The organism is Maritalea mobilis (genome assembly GCF_004363175.1).
GTDB classification, from domain to species: Bacteria; Pseudomonadota; Alphaproteobacteria; order Rhizobiales; family Devosiaceae; genus Maritalea; species Maritalea mobilis.
In genome coordinates this window covers 800,798-817,947 of record NZ_SNYR01000001.1, presented here as the reverse complement: position 1 = coordinate 817,947, position 17,150 = coordinate 800,798, and the positions used below count along the sequence as shown (strand labels likewise).

The window sequence follows — 17,150 nt, the reverse complement described above, 5'->3', positions numbered from 1 at the left end:
GTGATGAATCCATTGATTCAAGCTTTGTTGGCGTTTGATGGCAAGCAAATTGCGCCATTGAAACAGGGATTGGCCGCGGCTGAGGCGGGTGACTTTTTGTCGCTTACTGATTATTTTGCCCATGACAATGTAATGTTTCAAACCGGAGCGACGTGGCTGGTGAAGGGCGCGCTGGAATGTAGCAAAGAGATTCCGGCTAATGTGGTTGAAGCCATGTTTGATGCTGCGGATCACTATGCTCATTGGGAACCGAAGTTACACGCGCTTCAGTCCGTTCAATATTTGGATGTTGAGCAAATCAATCGCAAAAAAGTTGCGGCTGCATTGCCTGTGCTTTCGGACGATAAGAAGACATTGGTGCAGGTTTGGGCGCTGGATGCTGATGTGCGGCTTCATATCGAAAATGAGAGTCAATTGAATCGCTTAAGGCAAAAGCTCAATATGGCGCTTGAGGCAGGGCCAGCGTCGCTCAAAGCGAGGGTGCGGCAGTTAAAAGATGAATTTAAAGCTTTGGATTGACTTGAATATTTGAATCGCGTGCCCACTTGAATTTGTAAGTTATATTATTGCCATTGGGGGAAATGATGAAAGCCGCAGTTTGCCATGCCTATGGGCCAGCCGAGAATTTGAAAATCGAAGAAGTGGACAAACCGACGCCAGGCGTTGACGAAGTGTTGGTCAAGGTGATGGCAAGCACGGTGGACATTGCTGATGTGCGCATCCGTGCGCTGCGGGTACCAAAAGGGCTGGGTCTGATGACGCGGATGGCGATGGGGCTGTTTAAGCCGAAATACCCGATTTTCGGATTACAATTTTCCGGCATCGTTGAAGAAGTTGGCGCCAATGTTTCTGGCTTTGAAGTCGGGCAGGAAGTTGTTGGTTCCAACGGTTTTCGCCTTGGTGCCCACGCGGAATATATTCTGGCGGGCAAGGAGGGCGCGTTGGTTGCCAAGCCATCAAGCCTTAGCCATGAAGAAGCTGTTTCCGTGCTCTTTGGTGGCAGCACAGCGATGGGCTATTTCAAAGAAGGTGGCTTGAAGGCCGGTGATAATGTGCTGGTCAATGGTGCGTCTGGCGCTGTTGGTGTGGCGGCGGTGCAAATTGCCAAACATATGGGCGCAACGGTGACGGGTGTCTGTTCCGGCAAAAATGTTGAGCTGGTCAAATCTCTAGGTGCGGATCATGTGATTGATTACACCAAAGAAGATTTCAAAGCCACCGCCCAAAAGTTTGATTTTGTGATGGACAATGTGGGCAACGCCCCATTTGCCAAAGTTTCGCATTTGCTCAAGGCTGGCGGCAAAACTTTGGTGGTGATCTTTTCGAGCGCGATTGAAATGATCAAAGTGATGACCAATAAACGCGCGGTTATGCTCACCTCGGATTCTGAGAAAGAAGTGATGGGCGACGAAATGTATGCCCATCTGATGAGCTTGGCAGAGCAGGGCGTGTTGAAACCGGTAATCGATACCAGCTTCCCCTTTGAAAAAATTGCCGATGCGCACCGTCTTGTTGATGGTGGCCATAAAGTTGGTGCCGTGGTGGTGCGGGTGGCGTCCTAAACGGCGCCAGCCCCATTCACCACCCCGATCACCAATTGCCGCATGGCGGCATTATAGTGCTGTTCATCCGCGCCATCGGCAATGGCGCGGGCAGCCTGATCAAATGCAGCCGACAACAAATCCGCCGTTGCATTTAAGTGCGTTGTTGGCGTGCCTTTTTGATCAAAGGCTGCTTTAAGGCCAGCAATCAGTTCTTGCTGCGCATTCTCCCCATCAATTTGTGCCATTTCCTCTGTGCCCAAAAAGGCCGGGCCAATGTCGAGCAATAGTTTGGTGCGGCCCGGCACCTTCATGGCGCGGAAATAGGCTTCGGTGCCATTGATCAGTGAGGCAAGAGGATCATTGATGTCGAGGTCTGCCTTGGCGATCTCTTTGGCAATTTCTTCTGATTCCATCACCAATATGGCGCGCAATAGGTCGGCTTTATCCTTGAAATGGTGGTAAAGCGCGCCCCGCGTCACCTCAGCTTTTTTCACAATAGCTGGGGTGCCTGTTTCTGCGTAACCCTCTGAAATAAATAGTTTTCGAGCCGCTGCAATCAATTGCGCACGGGTGGTCTCGGACCGTTCTTTATTCGATCTGCGATTATTTGTTTGCATGCATACAGCCTGTATGTTAATTGAAATATACATACACAGTGTATGTTATTTTTGATTGGGAGAAAAGAGATGAAAACAACTTCATATTATCCGGTGATCATGGTAGAAGATGTGGCGCAAACAGTGGCGTTTTTCACGCAGCATTTTGGTTTTGTGCCGCGCTTTGAAAGCGATTGGTATGTGCATTTGCAATCAGAGCTGGTGCCGAGCACCAATTTGGCTGTGCTACAATATAATCACCCCACCGTGCCACGGCCTGCACAGGCGAAAACCCGTGGTCTTATCCTCAATTTTGAGGTGGAAGATGTGGATGCGCAATATGAGCGACTGAAGGAAGCGAAGCTGCCATTGTTGTTGGACATTAAAAGCGAAGATTTTGGCCAACGCCACTTTATCACCGCAACCCCAAATGGGATTATGATTGATGTGATCCAGCCCATTCCTCCGAGTGCGGAATTTGCGGCGCAATATGATGAAGCTGCTTTGCCACAAGGTGAGCAATCCGCCCTTTAAAGGTGTTCTTCGCGGCTTTGTTCCACCAATGCTTTGTTGAAGCTCGACAGAGCTTTCACATGGGTTACCCAACCCACTTGCTTCATGCGCTTGCCCGATCCATCCATGACGGGCAGGCGTGACTCATCCGTTGCATCAAATGCGCGGAGTGCGGTTTCCAGCGTGTCGCCCGTTTTCAACCATGGCTTGCCAGAAAGAATATCAAATGGTGGTTCGTCATCCGTTTTGACATAGGCGGACATGAAATCGCGCACGCGATAATATTTGACGAGGTGGGCGTGCGGCCCTTCTTCTAACATGATGCCGCGCGTATAGAGTTGCCAATAGAAGAACGAACGCCCCATCACCGCTTGAGTAAGGCCGGTAGCAATCGACACAGCAAACAAAAGCGCAATGGAGAAGGCGAAGCCGCCGGTTAGTTCAAAAATCATCACGGTGGTGGAAATTGGCGCGCCCAACACCGCAGCGGCTACGGCGCCCATGCCGATAATCGAATAAAGCGCTTCGGATGAGGCGAGTTCCGGGAATACATTCGCCGCTATTAGGCCGAATGCACCGCCTGTCATCGCGCCAAGATAGAGCGCGGGCGAGAAGATACCGCCGCCGAAGCGCGATGCCAAGGTGATGGCCGTTGCCGCCGTTTTGGCGATGATCAGTGACAGCATGGTCCAAAGGCCCATCTGATTGGTCAGCGCCGCGTTTGTTGCTTCATAGCCAACGCCAAGCACTTGCGGGAAGGCTAGAGCGATAATCCCGATCAGAAATCCGCCAATGGCCGGGCGGAAATAATCGCGAATGCGGAAATGGCGGGCCACCCAGTCTGTGCCGATCAGTGAGGTTTGAAACGCAATGGCCACTGCCGCGCAAGTAAGGCCGAGTAGGGCAAAAGCGGGAATTTCCCAATAAGAGGTGATTTGAAAGTCTGGCACCAGAAATGCTGGGTTGTCGCCAAACCATGCGCGGGACATGACAGAGGCGATCACTGCGGCAATCACGATGGGCACAAAGGCGGACATAGCAAAATGGCCCAAAATCACTTCATGGGCGAACAGCACGCCAGCGATTGGGGCGTTAAAGGACGCTGAGATCGCCGCTGCCACGCCACAGCCCAGCATAATGCGACGGGATGAGGGCGGCAGTTCAAAGAAGCGGAATAGGGATTTAGACGCAGACGCGGCGAAATAAACCACCGGACCTTCACGGCCAGCGCTGGCGCCGAAGCCTAGTGAAATGGCGGAAATGGTGCTCGCCACAAGTGAGTTGCGGAAGGAAAGCTTTTTGCCATCATGGGCGCGAGCTTCGATCACGTCAGCAACGCCGCCGGGTCGCGCTTCCCGCCGCCAGAAAAACATGATGATGCCAACAATCACGCCCCCGGTGACGGGGCCGAGGATCACATAATACCAAGGCAGTGCCGCCAGCCGCTCCATATAGAGTTCGGACGCGTTTTGAATCCACAAATATTGGAAAAAGCCGATGGCGGAACGGAAGAGAATGGCGACAGCACCGCCGGCGACGCCTGCGGCCAATGCCAGCAACCACAATTTTGGCTGTTGCGCGGCCTGAAATGCTGCCAGGTGCGGCTGCACCCATTTTTGAACGACACGATAAATCAGGCGGGCATTTTTGGCCATTTTTGTGGTGTACTCTCTCCCAACGCAATTCGAATATGATTTTAGTTGATAAGCCTTAACTCTGGGTAAGGGCAAGGCTTGAGACATGAAATAACTGAATGAGACCAAATTTTTGCGCGGAAATCTTTAATTGAGGGCGTGACGTGGCGCGCCGAAAGATTTAACCTTTTGACAACTATTGAGATGGGTTTGAATTTCTCGTGTTAAATCGCGTTTACATTGCTATTGGCATATTGCTCATTCTGGTGATGGCAGCGGCATTTGTTGTGCCGCGCTTTTATGATTGGAATGTGTATCGAGATCGGGTTGAGGCCATTGCTGCTGAAGCATTGGGCACCGATGTGGCGATTCGTGGTGACTTGTCGTTCACGCTTTTGCCGCAGCCGCAGATGGTAATCTCTGACATTGTTGTTGGCGATGCTGAGACCCCATTGCTCGAGGTGGATCGGGCCGATGCGCATCTCAACCTTATGGAGTTTTTGCGCGACATCTATGCGGTGCAACAGCTCAATCTTGATGGCTTAAAACTGCACCTCACCATTGATGAGCAGGGGCAGTGGCGCATGCCCATCCAGCTGCCGCAAGATGTGCCTCAGGGCAATGTGTCTATTGAGGATGCGGTGTTAAGCAATGCTGAAGTTGTTTTGGCGGATCAACGCTCTGGCGAAACTTGGCGCATGCAGCAGATCAATGGCAATTTAAGCGCTGCGGGGCTGCGCGGGCCATTTGCGCTGGATGCGAGCGGCAATTTTGATGGGCAAAATTATACGCTGCGCATGACCAGTTCTGAACTGAATGCTGGCGGGCAGATGCGCTTGAACAGTTATGTTGCGCCAGCGGACCGTCGGTTTTCCCTAACAAGTGAAGGTTTGCTCTCTACTGGTGATGGGCAGGCGCAATTTGCGGGTGACGCCAATTTGCGTGTGGTGCCGCAGCGTCGTGATGAAAATGATGTGCGCGGTGATTTGACCTTAAAAGCAAAGCTTAGTCTGACCGCCGACGAGTTGAGTGTTGAAGAATTCAACTTGGTGCCAGACGAGAACCGAGCGGGCACGCGACTTGTGGGCAATGCGAGCTTGCAATTGGGGACAGAGCGCCATTTGAAGGCGTTAATCTCCGGCGGTGTGGTGCCATTGGTGCCGCAAGATGCGTTGCGGGATCGCACTGCTGATCCTTATGCATTGGTTGATTTGCTGATTGATTTGCCGCCGCCGCCAAATCTGGATGTGGCAACGGGCGAAGTGCAGGTAGATATTGGCGAGTTAGGGCTAGGTGATTTCGCTCTGCGCAATGTGTCTGCTGATCTCAGCGTCTCCAATGATAAATGGTATGTGGAAACTTTCTCCACCCGTTTGGCAGGCGATAGCTCGCTGACATTGACTGGTGAGTTGATTGAGGCCCAGGGCAATGCCTCATTTGAAGGCACCTACAAATTCGCCTCTGATCGGTTGGACGCGTTGGCGCGTGGATGGCGCAGCTTTACGGATGACAACCCGCTGTTTGGCGCCACAGCGCAAGGTGAGGGGCGTTTGCGGTTGTCCTCGAGTGGGGTGAACATTGCCGCAGAAGATTTCCGTTTAGACGATGACACGCTCGATTTTGTGATTGATTGGCGCGAAGAAAAAGCGCGCCGCTTGGTGGTCAATGCCGAGTTGGGACAATTTGGTGCGCAAAGCACCGAGCGTCTTTTGGCCTTTTTGCCAGAATTTGGGCGCGATCAGAAGTTCAGCCAAACCTTTCCGCTGGGGCGGTTTAAGTTCAAAGCTGATCAGCTTGTTGTGTCTGATATGCCTGTGCGCGACGCAACGCTAAGTGGCAAATGGTCGAATTCTGGTATCGAAGTTGATGATTTCACCGCCAATGATATGGCGGGCATTTCAGTGCAATCCTCCGGCACACTAGCCGGCACCTTGGCTGCGCCACAGCTTTGGGGCACGGCACGATTTGATGTGCTGCCGCGCGCGAATATTGACCGCTGGGCAGCGGTTTGGCCGGGGGGCATGCACCCCAAACTGACCGATATTTTGCGGGCGAACCGACCTGCGCGATATGATGTGGAGTTGATGGCGCCCGAGAGCGGCACACAAAAAATCTCCATGGAAGCGGTGAATGCTGATCTGAAACTAGAAGCGGCGTTTGATCTGGGCGAAGGCATTTTCAACGCCACAACCGCGCCATCGGTGGGTGCCGTGTTTATTTCAGCTCGGCATGGCCCAGCGCTATTTAACAGCCTATTGCTTGATGGCGATGGGTTCTCTGAGAACACACCCGCGCAATTATCCTTTGAATATCAGGGCACATTGTCCAATTCAATTGAAGCGGAAATTGGCTATGAAGCTGGGGCAACGGATTTGAGCTATAAAGGCTCTTTGATTGTCTCTGACCTATCCAATTTGCGCGGCCGTGGCACGCTGGAGGGGGATGTGACGGACATTGAGGGCGTGTCGAGCCTAGTCGGGCTCAACGGCCTATTTTTGCCCGCGCTTACAGGCAATGCTGCGCTTAAGTTTACCGGCACAGAAAAGTTTGAGCTGTCTGAAATCAAAGTCCGCGCTGAAGATGAGGATGTCACCGGGCAAATTGCCATGAGCCGCTTGAGCGAGAACGCTGTGTTTAGCGGTGATCTTCGGGTATCGCGTTTGAGCATTGATGGTTTGGCGCAATATCTTGGCGGGCCAACCTCACTGCTCAATAGTGATGCGCAGGTGTGGCCGGATGGTCCATTCAATATTGCTGACCGTGCGCGCAAGCATCGGGGGCGTATTGGCATTGAAACGCCGATGATCATGGCAAATGAGCGTCCATTCCTCACTGGAGTGAGTTTTGATTTGAGCTGGACGGCCAATGAAAATCGTATCCGTAATCTGTTGGGTGCGCGAGGCGAAGGTGAAATTGGCCTTGATGCGACCCTTTGTTGCTATGGAAGCGAGAGTCAAAAGCAGCTTAATGGGCGTTTCCGGTTGGATGGTGTTGCGTTGAGCGAACTTTTGGTCGGCCCTGCGGCCACCACAATCTCTGGCTTTGTTGATGGGGCTGGTCGTTATTCCACACGTGGTGCCGATTTCGCTGAGATGGCTGCGTCATTGGGCGGCGAGGGCAGCTTCTCCGTGTCAGATTTGTCCATCAATGGTGTGAACAGCGATGCGTTTACACAGATTGGTGCCATGGACAATTTGACCGAATTGGAGCCTGCAGCCTTTAAGGCGCAAATTGATGATTTGCTGGATGAAGGGCAAATGCGAGCGCCAGAGGCGGAAGGTGTCTTTTCCATTGCGGGCGGCAAGATGTTGTTGCGCAATTTCTCGGTGGAGGATGCGCAGGCCCGTCTGTTTGGGGACATGACCTTAGATTTGGCGCAGTTCGGCTTGGATGGAGACTGGGTGTTGACCCCCACGCAAGCCTTTGGTGATGGCAATGTGTTGAGTGAAAACGCGGCGCAAATTGCCTATCGTATTGAAGGCAAATTGTTCGAACCTGAAGTGAGCGTTGATGTTGGCCCCATGGCTGACGCCATTCAAATGCGCGCTTTTGAGTTGGAAGTGGAAGAGTTAGAACGGCTAAGAGCTGAGCAGGAAGCACGCGCAAGGGCGCAAGCGGAGGAACAGCAGCGTCGTATGGCTGAACAAGCTGCGCGGTTGGCGCGCGAAGAGGCTGCCAAAGCACAAGCAGAGGCTGAACGTCGCGCTGCGGAAGAAGCTGCGCGTCAGCAACAGCAGCCACAAAACAGCACGGAAACACCGCCGCTTGATTTAAATGCTGATGAGCCAATCGCCTATGATCCGGACACGGGTGAGCCGATTTATTTCGACCCGAATGCGCTTTATTTGCAGGATTTGCAGCAGCAAGCGCCGCTGGATCTTACTGAGGGCTTGAACTAGCTTTGATCTGAAAGTTGGGGCACTTGCTGTTCCAGCCAGTTCAGCACAGCAAGGCGCAGTGCGGAAGCCAAGTTGGTTTGCGCGCGGGTTTCATCAATTTGTGCAATAAAATCGGCCAGCGACAATTGCTGCTCAGCGGCCATTTTTTCAATAAACGTCCAAAACTCCGGCTCAAGGGCAACGCTGGTGCGGTGCCCTGCAATGGTGATGGAGCGTTTTTTCATGGGTGGATAAAGTTAGGTTTTCTTGCGGAATGAATCGAGGCTGACGACATTTTCGCCTTCCTCATCGCCCTTATCTTCAAGGGGCGCTTCATCTTCCGCTTTGGCGTCTGCTTCAGCTGGGGCGCCATTGTCTGCGGCCAACTCGGTTGTTGGCAAATCTTCAAGGTCTTCTTGGCTTTCGCCATTTTCGTCAACCACATCAAATTGCAGGCCAAACTGCACAGATGGGTCGAAAAAGCCTTTAATGGCTGAATAAGGCACCACAAGAATTTCGGGCTGACCATCAAAGGAAAGGCCAACTTCAAAACCCGTATCAGTGGTTTTTAAATCCCAATATTGGTTTTGCAGCACAATGGTCATTTCATTTTTATACTGGTCCAGCAAACGCTGCGAAATGCGCACGCCCGGTGCAGTTGTCACAAATGAAATGAAGAAGTGATGTTCACCTGGCAACCCCGTTTTGGCCACTTCGCTGAGCACTTTGCGCACAACGCCGCGCAATGCTTCTTGTGCCAAAATATCGTACCGAATGAGGTCTTCTGCCATTTGGGCGCACCTTTTTGTTGTCTAGAATCTCTAGTGCTGCATAACAGACTTAATTTGCCATGAAATGCAAGGGGATGGAACCTTGATGATATAAATATTTGAGGGAATAAATGCAGGCTTCTGTTGCCAGGTGCCTGCGGACCCCGCCTAGTCCTTGCTAGAGGAAAAGGGCTTTAATTCGAGGTGTCGAACCGCATTACGCAGCTAGACGTGCCTCAGCGAAGTTGTCATTTGCAACTATCATAATGGTCCGATACGGTGGTACCATGCCGAGCGAAAGACAACCCTTTACACCCTCGTCGATCCTATTTCGCCCCCATGTTTCAGCGTTCTAACGGCCACATAAGCCTTGCTGAAATATTTGGTGGAGGCGCCGGGTACCGCCCCCGGGTCCGAATGGTTTATTACGATTTCCATTTATCGCCATAGCTGTTGCCAGCACCCTCTATATAGGTGCTTTTTTTGTGATTGCAAAGGGGTGCAAAGCGGTAAACAGACTTTACACTTCTGTTAAGCTGTGGAAATGTTTTGCATGCAGATTCCGATTATTCAGGCGGGGGGCTTGGATTTGCGGCAACTGGTTCAAGAGAGGAACGACCAATGAGCAAACATTTAGAAGAAATCCAAAAATATGACGCGGGCGCAGATGCTGCCATCGTTGAGAATATGGCAAAAACCTATCGTTTGGTTTTGTCTAAGCGGGACAGCGCTTATGTGTCGACCTCTGATCCAGAAGAGTTGAAAACAGTGCGTGAAAACTTCTTGAAAAAGAAGCTTGGCCTTTCAGACAGCGACGACAAGCTTGATGCGATCATCGCCGAAGTTGCGACAGAAATGAAGGCAGACCGGATGAAAGAACGCCTGACATTCTATTATTTGTGCGCGAAAAAAGCGGGCAAGCTTTCCGTCTTCTCATAAGCTATTCGACACAGCATTTATTTTTAAGACGGCGCCTCATAAGGGCGCCGTTTTTGATTATGGGAGTTTAATCCGTTTTGGCGATACGATCTGCGGGCTAACGACTTTGCTTAACAACTATTTGCGTCGTTGCAGGGTACCACCAAGATTTCTGGCGTCATATCAATTACGTTTGGCAGCGCTTCAATCTCTGGGACGAGAGATTGTGGTTTTTCGACTGGTTCTTGCGGTGTTGGCCATTTTCTTTCTAAGGCTTTTTCATAGTCGCGAATGTAGCTTTCGAGTTTGCGCTCCTGGGCCTTTTGCCTTTCGATCATGTCAAGAATGCTTTGGCATTTTGCTGGCCGTAGACACGTTCAAATATACCGGTGTCAATGAAGTCACGAGTCATTTGATCAACATCTAATAGTTTTTCTTTTGCGTATTTGACGTGATCATGAAGCTTTTTGAGTTCACGAATGGCGGCATGCTTATCCGCAGAATTGATGGTCTTTCCCGCCCTTCGAATTTCAAAATCAACGGAACCTGAATAGTCGTACAAATTATCTAACGGGTCAGAGACTGGCCGCCAGCCCGGGAATTCGCCGGGTTTTGCTGAGGTTGGCCGATTGAGCTTGTTCAAGCGATCCGACAATCTGTAAGCTTGCTCCAACGTTTCGGTTCTTGCTCGACCTGGTTTTAATTCTAATGCCGTTTTGGTGAGTGCTTTTCGTTCGGACTGAAGTTTTCGGTAAAGCTTGTCATATTCTTTTTCCACTGCCGCTGGGTCCATGGACTGCATGTCGGGGTTTTTCCGCCTTTTGTGCAGGGCTTCCAATTGTTCAATTGGAAGGTAGGAAACATCTTTTCGGACATCATGAACCGGCTCGCCTAAGTCTTCATCGCTTTTTTTGAGGACAGGCGGGGGGAGGTTTCTGTTGTCCGATTTTTTGGGCGTGGCTTTGTTCGGTTCAGCCTCAGTATTATTTTGTGCAAGAATGAGTGTCGGCGGTGAGGGTGCTTTTTCGGCAACAAGCCCCAGCACGTTTTCGGTGTCGAGCATGGAAACGACGCTCGGCCGCTCATTTGCGGTAACCTCAGAAATGGTAACCACAGCAAAAAGTGCGACGATTGTCGGCAAACGCGGCATGAGACACTCCATTTTCAAACATCAAGCATAGCAAAGCCAGATTGCACACACAATTGAGTGCATGTGATCACTCTCTCTCGCCTTTTTGTGATTGGTACGTGAAATGGACTGCTTCTAATGTCGGGTCATCAGATTTTTATTCGGTGAAGGGAATAGGACAGATGGATCGTCGGCAAGTTTTAGGTTTGGCATTGGCTGGGGCGAGTTTTTTCGCGATTTGTCCGGCAATGGCCCAGTCATCTACAGCAAAAATCTTTACCGGACTTGTGCCCGGCACGGCTGTGGGTGGGTATGACTGTGTTGCCTATTTCACCGAAGGGCAGGCTGTGCCCGGCAGTGCGGACATCACGTTGGAACATGCCGGTGCGGTTTGGCGCTTTGCCAGCGAAGATAATCGCGCAGCCTTTGCTGCCAACCCTGAAAAATATGCACCGCAATATGGCGGCCATTGCGCGTTTGCAGCGGCCAAAGGCTATTTGGCTAAGGGTGACCCGGAGGCATGGCACATTGAGAACGGCAAGCTCTATTTGAACTTCAATAAGCAAGTGCAAAAAATGTGGTTTGAGGATATTCCCGGCTATATTAAGCAGGCGGATGCAAACTGGCCGAAATTGAGCCAATAGCGAAGGTGGGCAAAAGCGCCGATTTTGCCATACAGGGCAAAGAGAATCGCTTATTATCGGCGCTATGCAAGCTTATTTAGACCTATTGTCCCATGTGATGGAAAATGGCGTGGACCGGGGCGACCGTACGGGGACCGGTACACGCGGTGTGTTTGGTTATCAAATGCGGTTTGACCTTGAAAAAGGCTTTCCGCTGATCACCACGAAGAAACTTCATTTGCGCTCAATCATTCATGAGCTTTTGTGGTTTTTGATGGGCGAGACCAACATCAAATATTTACAGGACAATAAAGTCCGCATCTGGGATGAATGGGCTGACGAAAATGGTGATCTTGGTCCGGTTTATGGGTCGCAATGGCGATCTTGGCCGGCGCCAAATGGCGAAAGCATTGATCAGATCAGCAATCTGATTGAAGGCATTAAAAACAATCCCAATTCTCGGCGACATATTGTGACCGCGTGGAACCCAGCGGAAGTGGACAATATGGCTTTGCCGCCTTGTCACTGCCTGTTCCAGTTTTTCGTGGCGGATGGCAAATTGTCTTGCCAGCTTTATCAGCGGTCTGCGGATATATTTTTGGGCGTGCCGTTTAACATCGCGTCCTATTCCTTGCTGACCCACATGGTGGCGCAGGTGACCGGGCTGAAGGTGGGTGAATTTGTTCATTCCTTTGGCGATGCGCATATCTATCACAACCATTTTGATCAGGTGCGGTTGCAATTGACTCGTGCGCCGCGGCCATTGCCCAAGCTGGTCATGAATGAAGAACGCACCTCTATCTTTGATTTTGCCTATGAGGATTTTGCGTTCGAGGGATATGACCCACACCCCAGCATTAAAGCACCCATCGCCGTATGAGTGAGATTGGTCTCGCCGAATTAACCCGCAAGATTGCTAAAGTTTCAGATACTTACGCGCAAAGATGTAACATCAAGCGGGATGATGATTGGTATTTGATTAAAATTGGTGAGGAACTAGGTGAGCTAAATGCAGAATATTTGCGTATAACTCAACGTGGTCGGTTGGATGCGTCGCGCAGCATGGAAAATGTGCGTGAGGCAATGGAGGATGAGCTGGCAGATGTGTTTGCTTAACTTTTATTGTTTGCCCGGCATCATGATATTCAAATTGAGGATGCGTTGGCGCGCAAATGGTTCAAATATTTACCCCAGGATGAGCAAGCATGACCCAGATTGACGATGTAAAAGTTGCCTTGATTGCCGCTGTGCCGCGCAATCACATTATTGGCGCAGATGGGGACATGCCTTGGTATTTGCCGTCTGATTTCAAATTTTTCAAAGCCACGACCATGGGCAAGCCGATGGTGATGGGGCGCAAGCAATTTGAAACAGTGGGGCGACCTTTGCCCGGGCGCACCAATATTTTGGTGACACGGCGCGAGGGGTATCAGCCAGATGGCGTTTTGGTGATCAATGATCTTGATGCGGCAATAGATCACGCCAAGCAGATTGCGGTGGCTGATAAGGTGGATGAAGTGATGATTATTGGCGGCGGCGAAATTTATGCGGCCACCATTGATAAAGCGGATCGGCTTTACATCACCCACATTGACGCAGCGCCGGAAGGGGATACAGTTTTCCCAAAGATCGACCAAAGCTGGGTTGAAGTAGACCGTCCGGCCTTTGAACCACATGAACGAGATACCGAAAGCTACTATATCGCGACATATGAGCGCCAAAACTAATTTTGGGCGGCGATTGATTGAAAGCTATAGGTTTCCTATATAGTTGAAACATATCTATGCAAACTGAAGGGTAAGAGATGCCTTGGAATGAAAACAATAGTGGCGGACCGTGGGGGCAGGGCCCTAGCGGTGGCGGCGGTTCCGGCGGTGGCGGTGGGCCACGTCGACCAAGCGGTCCGAACATTGAAGATCTATTTAAGCAAAGCCGTGACCAATTTAAAGGCGGTATGCCTGGTGGTCGTTGGGGCATTTTGGGTGTTATTGCGCTTTTGTTGGCCTTCTGGCTTTACCAAAGCATTTATACCATCCAAGCGCAGGAAGTGGGCGTTGAGCTTTTGTTTGGTCAACCCAAGCAAGAGTTTTCGCAGCCTGGTTTGCACTTCCACTTCTGGCCAATTGAAACAGTTGAAAAAGTCACCACCACGCAAAACCAAACTCGGATTGGCTCCATTCGCTCTGCGCGCTCTGGCCAGTTCAGTGAAGGTTTGATGCTAACAGGCGACCAGAACATTGTTGATGTTGGCTTTTCTGTTTTGTGGCGGATTTCTGATCCTTCAGCCTATTTGTTTAATGTGCGTGACCCAGATGGCGTGATCCGTCGTGTGGCTGAAAGCGCGATGCGTGAAGTTGTGGGCCGTCGTCCTGCGCAAGACGTGTTCCGCGACAGACGTACAGAAATTGCTGTTGAAGTTGAGCAGATCACGCAAAGCATTTTGGATGAGTATGGTGCGGGCATCAATATTGCCGGTATTTCCATCGAGGATGCGGCGCCACCTAATGAAGTGTCTGATGCTTTTGATGAAGTGCAGCGGGCCGAGCAGGATGAAGACCGTTTCCAAGAAGAAGCGCGTCAATATGCCAACACACGCTTGGGCCAAGCCCGTGGTGAAGCTGCGCAGTTGCGCGAAGAAGCCGCGGCTTATAAAGACCGCGTCGTCAAGCAGGCAGAGGGTGAGGCAGCACGCTTTATCTCTGTTTATGACGAATATGCCAAAGCACCAGAAGTAACACGTAAACGCTTGTTCCTTGAGACAATGGAAAATGTGTTGGGCCGTTCAGAAAAAGTCATCCTTGAAGGTGGCTCTGGCGTTGTGCCTTACCTGCCATTGCCTGAAGTGCAAAGCCGTAACAACGCGAACGCGGGGAGATAATCATGGGTAATCGTGCAATTATTTCGATCGTCGTCGCGATCGTGGCGATCTATTTGTTTTTCTCCTCAATCTTTGTGTTGAACGAGCGTCAACAGGCCATCGTTCTGCGCTTTGGTGAGATTGTGCGGGTGGAAACTGATCCAGGTTTGAACTTCAAACTGCCAACAGATTTCATCGAAACAGTGCAGATCATTGATGATCGTATTTTGCGGTATGAGAAGGAAGATCTGCGGGTTCAGGTTTCGGGCGGTAAATTCTATGTGGTTGATGCTTTCATCACTTACCGCATTGTTGATCCTCGCCGTTTTCGTGAAACTGTGTTTGGTTCGATCTCAACTGCTGAACAGCGGATCGACACACGTTTGGAAAACGCATTGCGTGACGTTTATGGTTTGCGCCAGTTTGAAGATGCGCTGTCTGAAGAACGTGCGTCTATGATGCGTGAAGTGCAGTCTCAAGTGTCAACTGACCTTGAAGCCATTGGCCTTGATGTTGTTGACGTGCGGATTATCCGGACTGACTTGACCGCAGAAGTTTCGCAACAAACCTTTGACCGGATGAAGGCCGAACGTTTGGCTGAAGCGGCGCGCTTGCGTGCACGTGGTCAAGAGTTGGCGCAAACCTTACGGGCGCAAGCTGACCGTCAAGCTGTTGAGATTGTGGCGACCGCCCAGCGGGATGCTGACATTCTTCGCGGTGAAGGTGATGCGCAGCGGAACAATATTTTTGCGGAGGCATTTAGCCGCGATCCTGAATTCTTTGAATTCTATCGTTCTATGCAGTCTTATCGGAATGCGCTGCAATCTGAAGGCACAACAATGGTGTTGAGCCCGGATTCAGAATTCTTCCGCTATTTCAGCTCTGACAGCATTGCGCCTTCTGGCAATGCGCCAGCTGCTGCACCGCAACAAACTGCACCTGCGGAAACTGCCGCAGATGCACCAACTGAAAGTGCGCCAACGGGGCAATAATGAAAGATCTTTTCATTGCTCTGGCTTTGGCCGTGTGCTTGGAAGGGCTGCTTTATGCAGCCTTTCCACAGCAAATGAAGCGCGCAATCGCGCTGATGTTAGCCACTCCTGAAGCACAAATTCGCGTGATTGGGCTTACAACCGCGATCATAGGCTTTATTGTGGTGTTCTGGTTGCGAGCGGGATAGGGGATTGGCCCCATTGGCTTCCGCAAGCGCCAAATGATTGGCAGGGAGGGCCATATGCGTGAATCAAATCTCACATTGAAAACGGCAACGCTGTTCGCGTTTGCTGTTTTTTTTATGGCTGTGTCCACGCTATTTGCTTCTGCCAAAGGCCCCGTTTCTTTCGCACCACTGGTGAAAGAGTTGCAGCCCGCTGTGGTGAATATTTCAACCACGCGCATGGCGCGGCGCGATTTGGGCTTTGAATTTCCGGAACTGCCGGACAACTCGCCTTTGCAAGATTTGTTCGATCGCTTTCAAGAGCCTGATTTTGAGCATGATGAGCAGCAAGAGAGCCGATCACTTGGCTCCGGCTTTGTGATCGATGCCGCAGGCACCATTGTCACCAACTATCACGTGATTGAAGGCGCAACCGAGATTTGGGCCTCTTTTGTTGACGGGTCGCGCTTGCGGGCTCGCATACTTGGGGTGGACCAGAAAACGGATATTGCTGTGCTCAAAGTTGAGACAAACCGCCAGCTGCCTTATGTGCGGTTTGGGGATTCTGAGCGAGCTGAGATTGGCGATTGGGTGATGGCTATTGGCAACCCGTTTGGCCTTGGTGGCTCGATCAGCGCGGGCATTGTTTCCGCACGCAACCGTGACATTAATTCTGGCCCTTATGACAATTTCATTCAAACCGATGCGGCGATCAATCAAGGTAATTCTGGTGGTCCACTGTTCAATGTGGATGGCGAGGTGATTGGCATCAACACCGCCATTATTTCCCGCACGGGTGGGTCTTTGGGCATTGGCTTTTCAATTCCGATCAATTTGGCAAAACCCGTTATCCGTCAATTGATTGAATTTGGTGAAACCCGCCGCGGCTGGCTCGGGATCGGCATTCAAGATGTGTCAGAAGATATTGCTTTGAGCCTTGGTCGCCCCAACACGTTTGGCGCTTTGGTGCTTTCAGTTGATCCCGCTGGCCCTTCCATCGACGTGTTGAAAGAAGGCGATTTGATCCTGAAATTTGACGGGCGCATGATTGAACGTATGCGCGATTTACCCCGTTTTGTGGCCGAAACGGATGTTGGCAAACGTGTTAAAGTTGAAGTTGAACGGCGCGGAAAAGTGCAAACATTTGAGATTGAGCTTGGTTTGCTGGAACAGGAAAATCCACTTTCTGGTTTAGAAGATATTCCGCTTGATCCTCGCCCGGAAGGGTTGAGCGACATGCTTGGCTTTGAGTTTGAAGATTTAAGCCCAGACAATCGCGAAACGTTCGGTTTGCCCGATGATGCGGATGGGGTGCTGATTGTCAAAGCCCTACCGCAAAGCGATGCCGAGGAAAAGGGTATTCGCGCGGGCCATCGCATTGTTGAGGTAAATCAGCAACCCATCTTCACCGCGGCAGAATTGCGTGGCTTGTTGGGCACGGCAATCGAAACCGGGCGCGAAGTGGTGCTCTTTAAAATCGCAGACCCGATTGGCAATCGCCGTTTTGTGGCTATTCGTTTGAATAAATAGGC

At 51.0% G+C, this 17,150-nt stretch carries 18 protein-coding genes and 1 other RNA gene; 13 read left to right on the top strand and 6 right to left on the bottom strand.

The window, feature by feature from the left end:
- Positions 1-3: 3 nt before the first annotated feature.
- On the top strand, positions 4-519 hold the full coding sequence (locus ATL17_RS03875) for a hypothetical protein (RefSeq protein ID WP_133571452.1): 516 nt from the start codon (positions 4-6) through the stop codon (positions 517-519).
- A gap of 62 nt (positions 520-581) precedes the next feature.
- Positions 582-1,562 carry an NAD(P)-dependent alcohol dehydrogenase gene (locus ATL17_RS03870; RefSeq protein ID WP_133571451.1) on the top strand — a complete coding sequence of 327 codons (981 nt, stop codon included), beginning with the start codon at positions 582-584 and terminating at the stop codon, positions 1,560-1,562.
- Here the strand turns inward: ATL17_RS03870 and ATL17_RS03865 are convergent.
- Positions 1,559-2,161 (bottom strand): TetR/AcrR family transcriptional regulator, encoded by a 603-nt coding sequence (locus ATL17_RS03865; protein ID WP_208111108.1) that lies wholly within the window; start codon positions 2,159-2,161, stop codon positions 1,559-1,561. The genes ATL17_RS03870 and ATL17_RS03865 overlap by 4 nt on opposite strands.
- Before the next feature lie 69 nt (positions 2,162-2,230).
- Between ATL17_RS03865 and ATL17_RS03860 the strand changes: the two genes are divergently transcribed.
- On the top strand, positions 2,231-2,674 hold the full coding sequence (locus ATL17_RS03860) for a VOC family protein (protein ID WP_133571449.1): 444 nt from the start codon (positions 2,231-2,233) through the stop codon (positions 2,672-2,674).
- Here the strand turns inward: ATL17_RS03860 and ATL17_RS03855 are convergent.
- Positions 2,671-4,308, bottom strand: coding sequence for a chloride channel protein (locus tag ATL17_RS03855; RefSeq protein WP_133571448.1), 1,638 nt, complete (start codon positions 4,306-4,308; stop codon positions 2,671-2,673). The genes ATL17_RS03860 and ATL17_RS03855 overlap by 4 nt on opposite strands.
- Before the next feature lie 200 nt (positions 4,309-4,508).
- On the opposite strand from ATL17_RS03855, the gene ATL17_RS03850 reads away from it, so the two are divergent.
- A complete protein-coding gene (locus ATL17_RS03850) occupies positions 4,509-8,186 on the top strand; it encodes an AsmA family protein (RefSeq protein WP_133571447.1) in 3,678 nt (1,225 codons plus the stop codon).
- Here ATL17_RS03850 and ATL17_RS03845 read toward each other — a convergent pair.
- The 3 genes from ATL17_RS03845 to ssrA form a co-directional block, all read right to left on the bottom strand.
- Entirely contained in the window at positions 8,183-8,410 is a 228-nt protein-coding gene (locus tag ATL17_RS03845; RefSeq protein ID WP_133571446.1) for a ribbon-helix-helix domain-containing protein, read from the bottom strand. The genes ATL17_RS03850 and ATL17_RS03845 overlap by 4 nt on opposite strands.
- Positions 8,411-8,422: 12 nt before the next feature.
- A complete protein-coding gene (locus tag ATL17_RS03840) occupies positions 8,423-8,956 on the bottom strand; it encodes an SspB family protein (protein WP_133571445.1) in 534 nt (177 codons plus the stop codon).
- A gap of 109 nt (positions 8,957-9,065) precedes the next feature.
- Positions 9,066-9,435: a transfer-messenger RNA gene (ssrA, locus tag ATL17_RS03835) on the bottom strand.
- A 121-nt stretch (positions 9,436-9,556) separates the two neighbouring features.
- Between ssrA and ATL17_RS03830 the strand changes: the two genes are divergently transcribed.
- Positions 9,557-9,874 carry a DUF2853 family protein gene (locus ATL17_RS03830; RefSeq protein WP_133571444.1) on the top strand — a complete coding sequence of 106 codons (318 nt, stop codon included), beginning with the start codon at positions 9,557-9,559 and terminating at the stop codon, positions 9,872-9,874.
- A 313-nt stretch (positions 9,875-10,187) separates the two neighbouring features.
- Here the strand turns inward: ATL17_RS03830 and ATL17_RS03820 are convergent, their stop codons facing one another.
- The gene (locus ATL17_RS03820) at positions 10,188-11,003 is read right to left on the bottom strand and encodes a hypothetical protein (protein WP_133571442.1); all 816 of its coding nucleotides are present in this window, start codon (positions 11,001-11,003) and stop codon (positions 10,188-10,190) included.
- A 161-nt stretch (positions 11,004-11,164) separates the two neighbouring features.
- Between ATL17_RS03820 and ATL17_RS03815 the strand changes: the two genes are divergently transcribed.
- The 8 genes from ATL17_RS03815 to ATL17_RS03780 all read left to right on the top strand — a co-directional run bounded on the left by ATL17_RS03815 (position 11,165) and on the right by ATL17_RS03780 (position 17,148).
- Positions 11,165-11,626, top strand: a complete 462-nt coding sequence (locus ATL17_RS03815; RefSeq protein ID WP_133571441.1) for a YHS domain-containing (seleno)protein — start codon at positions 11,165-11,167, stop codon at positions 11,624-11,626.
- Between the two features lie 64 nt (positions 11,627-11,690).
- Positions 11,691-12,485 (top strand): thymidylate synthase, encoded by a 795-nt coding sequence (locus tag ATL17_RS03810; RefSeq protein ID WP_133571440.1) that lies wholly within the window; start codon positions 11,691-11,693, stop codon positions 12,483-12,485.
- Entirely contained in the window at positions 12,482-12,721 is a 240-nt protein-coding gene (locus tag ATL17_RS03805) for a nucleoside triphosphate pyrophosphohydrolase family protein (protein ID WP_133571439.1), read from the top strand. The genes ATL17_RS03810 and ATL17_RS03805 overlap by 4 nt, the downstream gene beginning before the upstream one ends.
- Positions 12,722-12,810: 89 nt before the next feature.
- Positions 12,811-13,332 (top strand): dihydrofolate reductase, encoded by a 522-nt coding sequence (locus ATL17_RS03800; protein WP_133571438.1) that lies wholly within the window; start codon positions 12,811-12,813, stop codon positions 13,330-13,332.
- A 77-nt stretch (positions 13,333-13,409) separates the two neighbouring features.
- The gene (gene hflK / locus ATL17_RS03795; RefSeq protein ID WP_133571437.1) at positions 13,410-14,483 is read left to right on the top strand and encodes an FtsH protease activity modulator HflK; all 1,074 of its coding nucleotides are present in this window, start codon (positions 13,410-13,412) and stop codon (positions 14,481-14,483) included.
- A gap of 2 nt (positions 14,484-14,485) precedes the next feature.
- The gene (gene hflC / locus ATL17_RS03790) at positions 14,486-15,454 is read left to right on the top strand and encodes a protease modulator HflC (protein WP_133571436.1); all 969 of its coding nucleotides are present in this window, start codon (positions 14,486-14,488) and stop codon (positions 15,452-15,454) included.
- Entirely contained in the window at positions 15,454-15,642 is a 189-nt protein-coding gene (locus ATL17_RS03785; protein ID WP_133571435.1) for a DUF2065 domain-containing protein, read from the top strand. The genes hflC and ATL17_RS03785 overlap by 1 nt, the downstream gene beginning before the upstream one ends.
- Positions 15,643-15,696: 54 nt before the next feature.
- A complete protein-coding gene (locus ATL17_RS03780) occupies positions 15,697-17,148 on the top strand; it encodes a Do family serine endopeptidase (protein WP_133571434.1) in 1,452 nt (483 codons plus the stop codon).
- The last annotated feature ends 2 nt before the right edge of the window (positions 17,149-17,150 follow it).

Coding starts and splice junctions, on each gene's coding strand:
- ATL17_RS03875 (WP_133571452.1), top strand. CDS start 4: ATGAATCCATTGATTCAAGCTTTGTTGGCGTTTGATGGCAAGCAAATT.
- ATL17_RS03870 (WP_133571451.1), top strand. CDS start 582: ATGATGAAAGCCGCAGTTTGCCATGCCTATGGGCCAGCCGAGAATTTG.
- ATL17_RS03865 (WP_208111108.1), bottom strand. CDS start 2,161: ATGCAAACAAATAATCGCAGATCGAATAAAGAACGGTCCGAGACCACC.
- ATL17_RS03860 (WP_133571449.1), top strand. CDS start 2,231: ATGAAAACAACTTCATATTATCCGGTGATCATGGTAGAAGATGTGGCG.
- ATL17_RS03855 (WP_133571448.1), bottom strand. CDS start 4,308: ATGGCCAAAAATGCCCGCCTGATTTATCGTGTCGTTCAAAAATGGGTG.
- ATL17_RS03845 (WP_133571446.1), bottom strand. CDS start 8,410: ATGAAAAAACGCTCCATCACCATTGCAGGGCACCGCACCAGCGTTGCC.
- ATL17_RS03840 (WP_133571445.1), bottom strand. CDS start 8,956: ATGGCAGAAGACCTCATTCGGTACGATATTTTGGCACAAGAAGCATTG.
- ATL17_RS03830 (WP_133571444.1), top strand. CDS start 9,557: ATGAGCAAACATTTAGAAGAAATCCAAAAATATGACGCGGGCGCAGAT.
- ATL17_RS03820 (WP_133571442.1), bottom strand. CDS start 11,003: ATGCCGCGTTTGCCGACAATCGTCGCACTTTTTGCTGTGGTTACCATT.
- ATL17_RS03815 (WP_133571441.1), top strand. CDS start 11,165: ATGGATCGTCGGCAAGTTTTAGGTTTGGCATTGGCTGGGGCGAGTTTT.
- ATL17_RS03810 (WP_133571440.1), top strand. CDS start 11,691: ATGCAAGCTTATTTAGACCTATTGTCCCATGTGATGGAAAATGGCGTG.
- ATL17_RS03805 (WP_133571439.1), top strand. CDS start 12,482: ATGAGTGAGATTGGTCTCGCCGAATTAACCCGCAAGATTGCTAAAGTT.
- ATL17_RS03800 (WP_133571438.1), top strand. CDS start 12,811: ATGACCCAGATTGACGATGTAAAAGTTGCCTTGATTGCCGCTGTGCCG.
- hflK (WP_133571437.1), top strand. CDS start 13,410: ATGCCTTGGAATGAAAACAATAGTGGCGGACCGTGGGGGCAGGGCCCT.
- hflC (WP_133571436.1), top strand. CDS start 14,486: ATGGGTAATCGTGCAATTATTTCGATCGTCGTCGCGATCGTGGCGATC.
- ATL17_RS03785 (WP_133571435.1), top strand. CDS start 15,454: ATGAAAGATCTTTTCATTGCTCTGGCTTTGGCCGTGTGCTTGGAAGGG.
- ATL17_RS03780 (WP_133571434.1), top strand. CDS start 15,697: ATGCGTGAATCAAATCTCACATTGAAAACGGCAACGCTGTTCGCGTTT.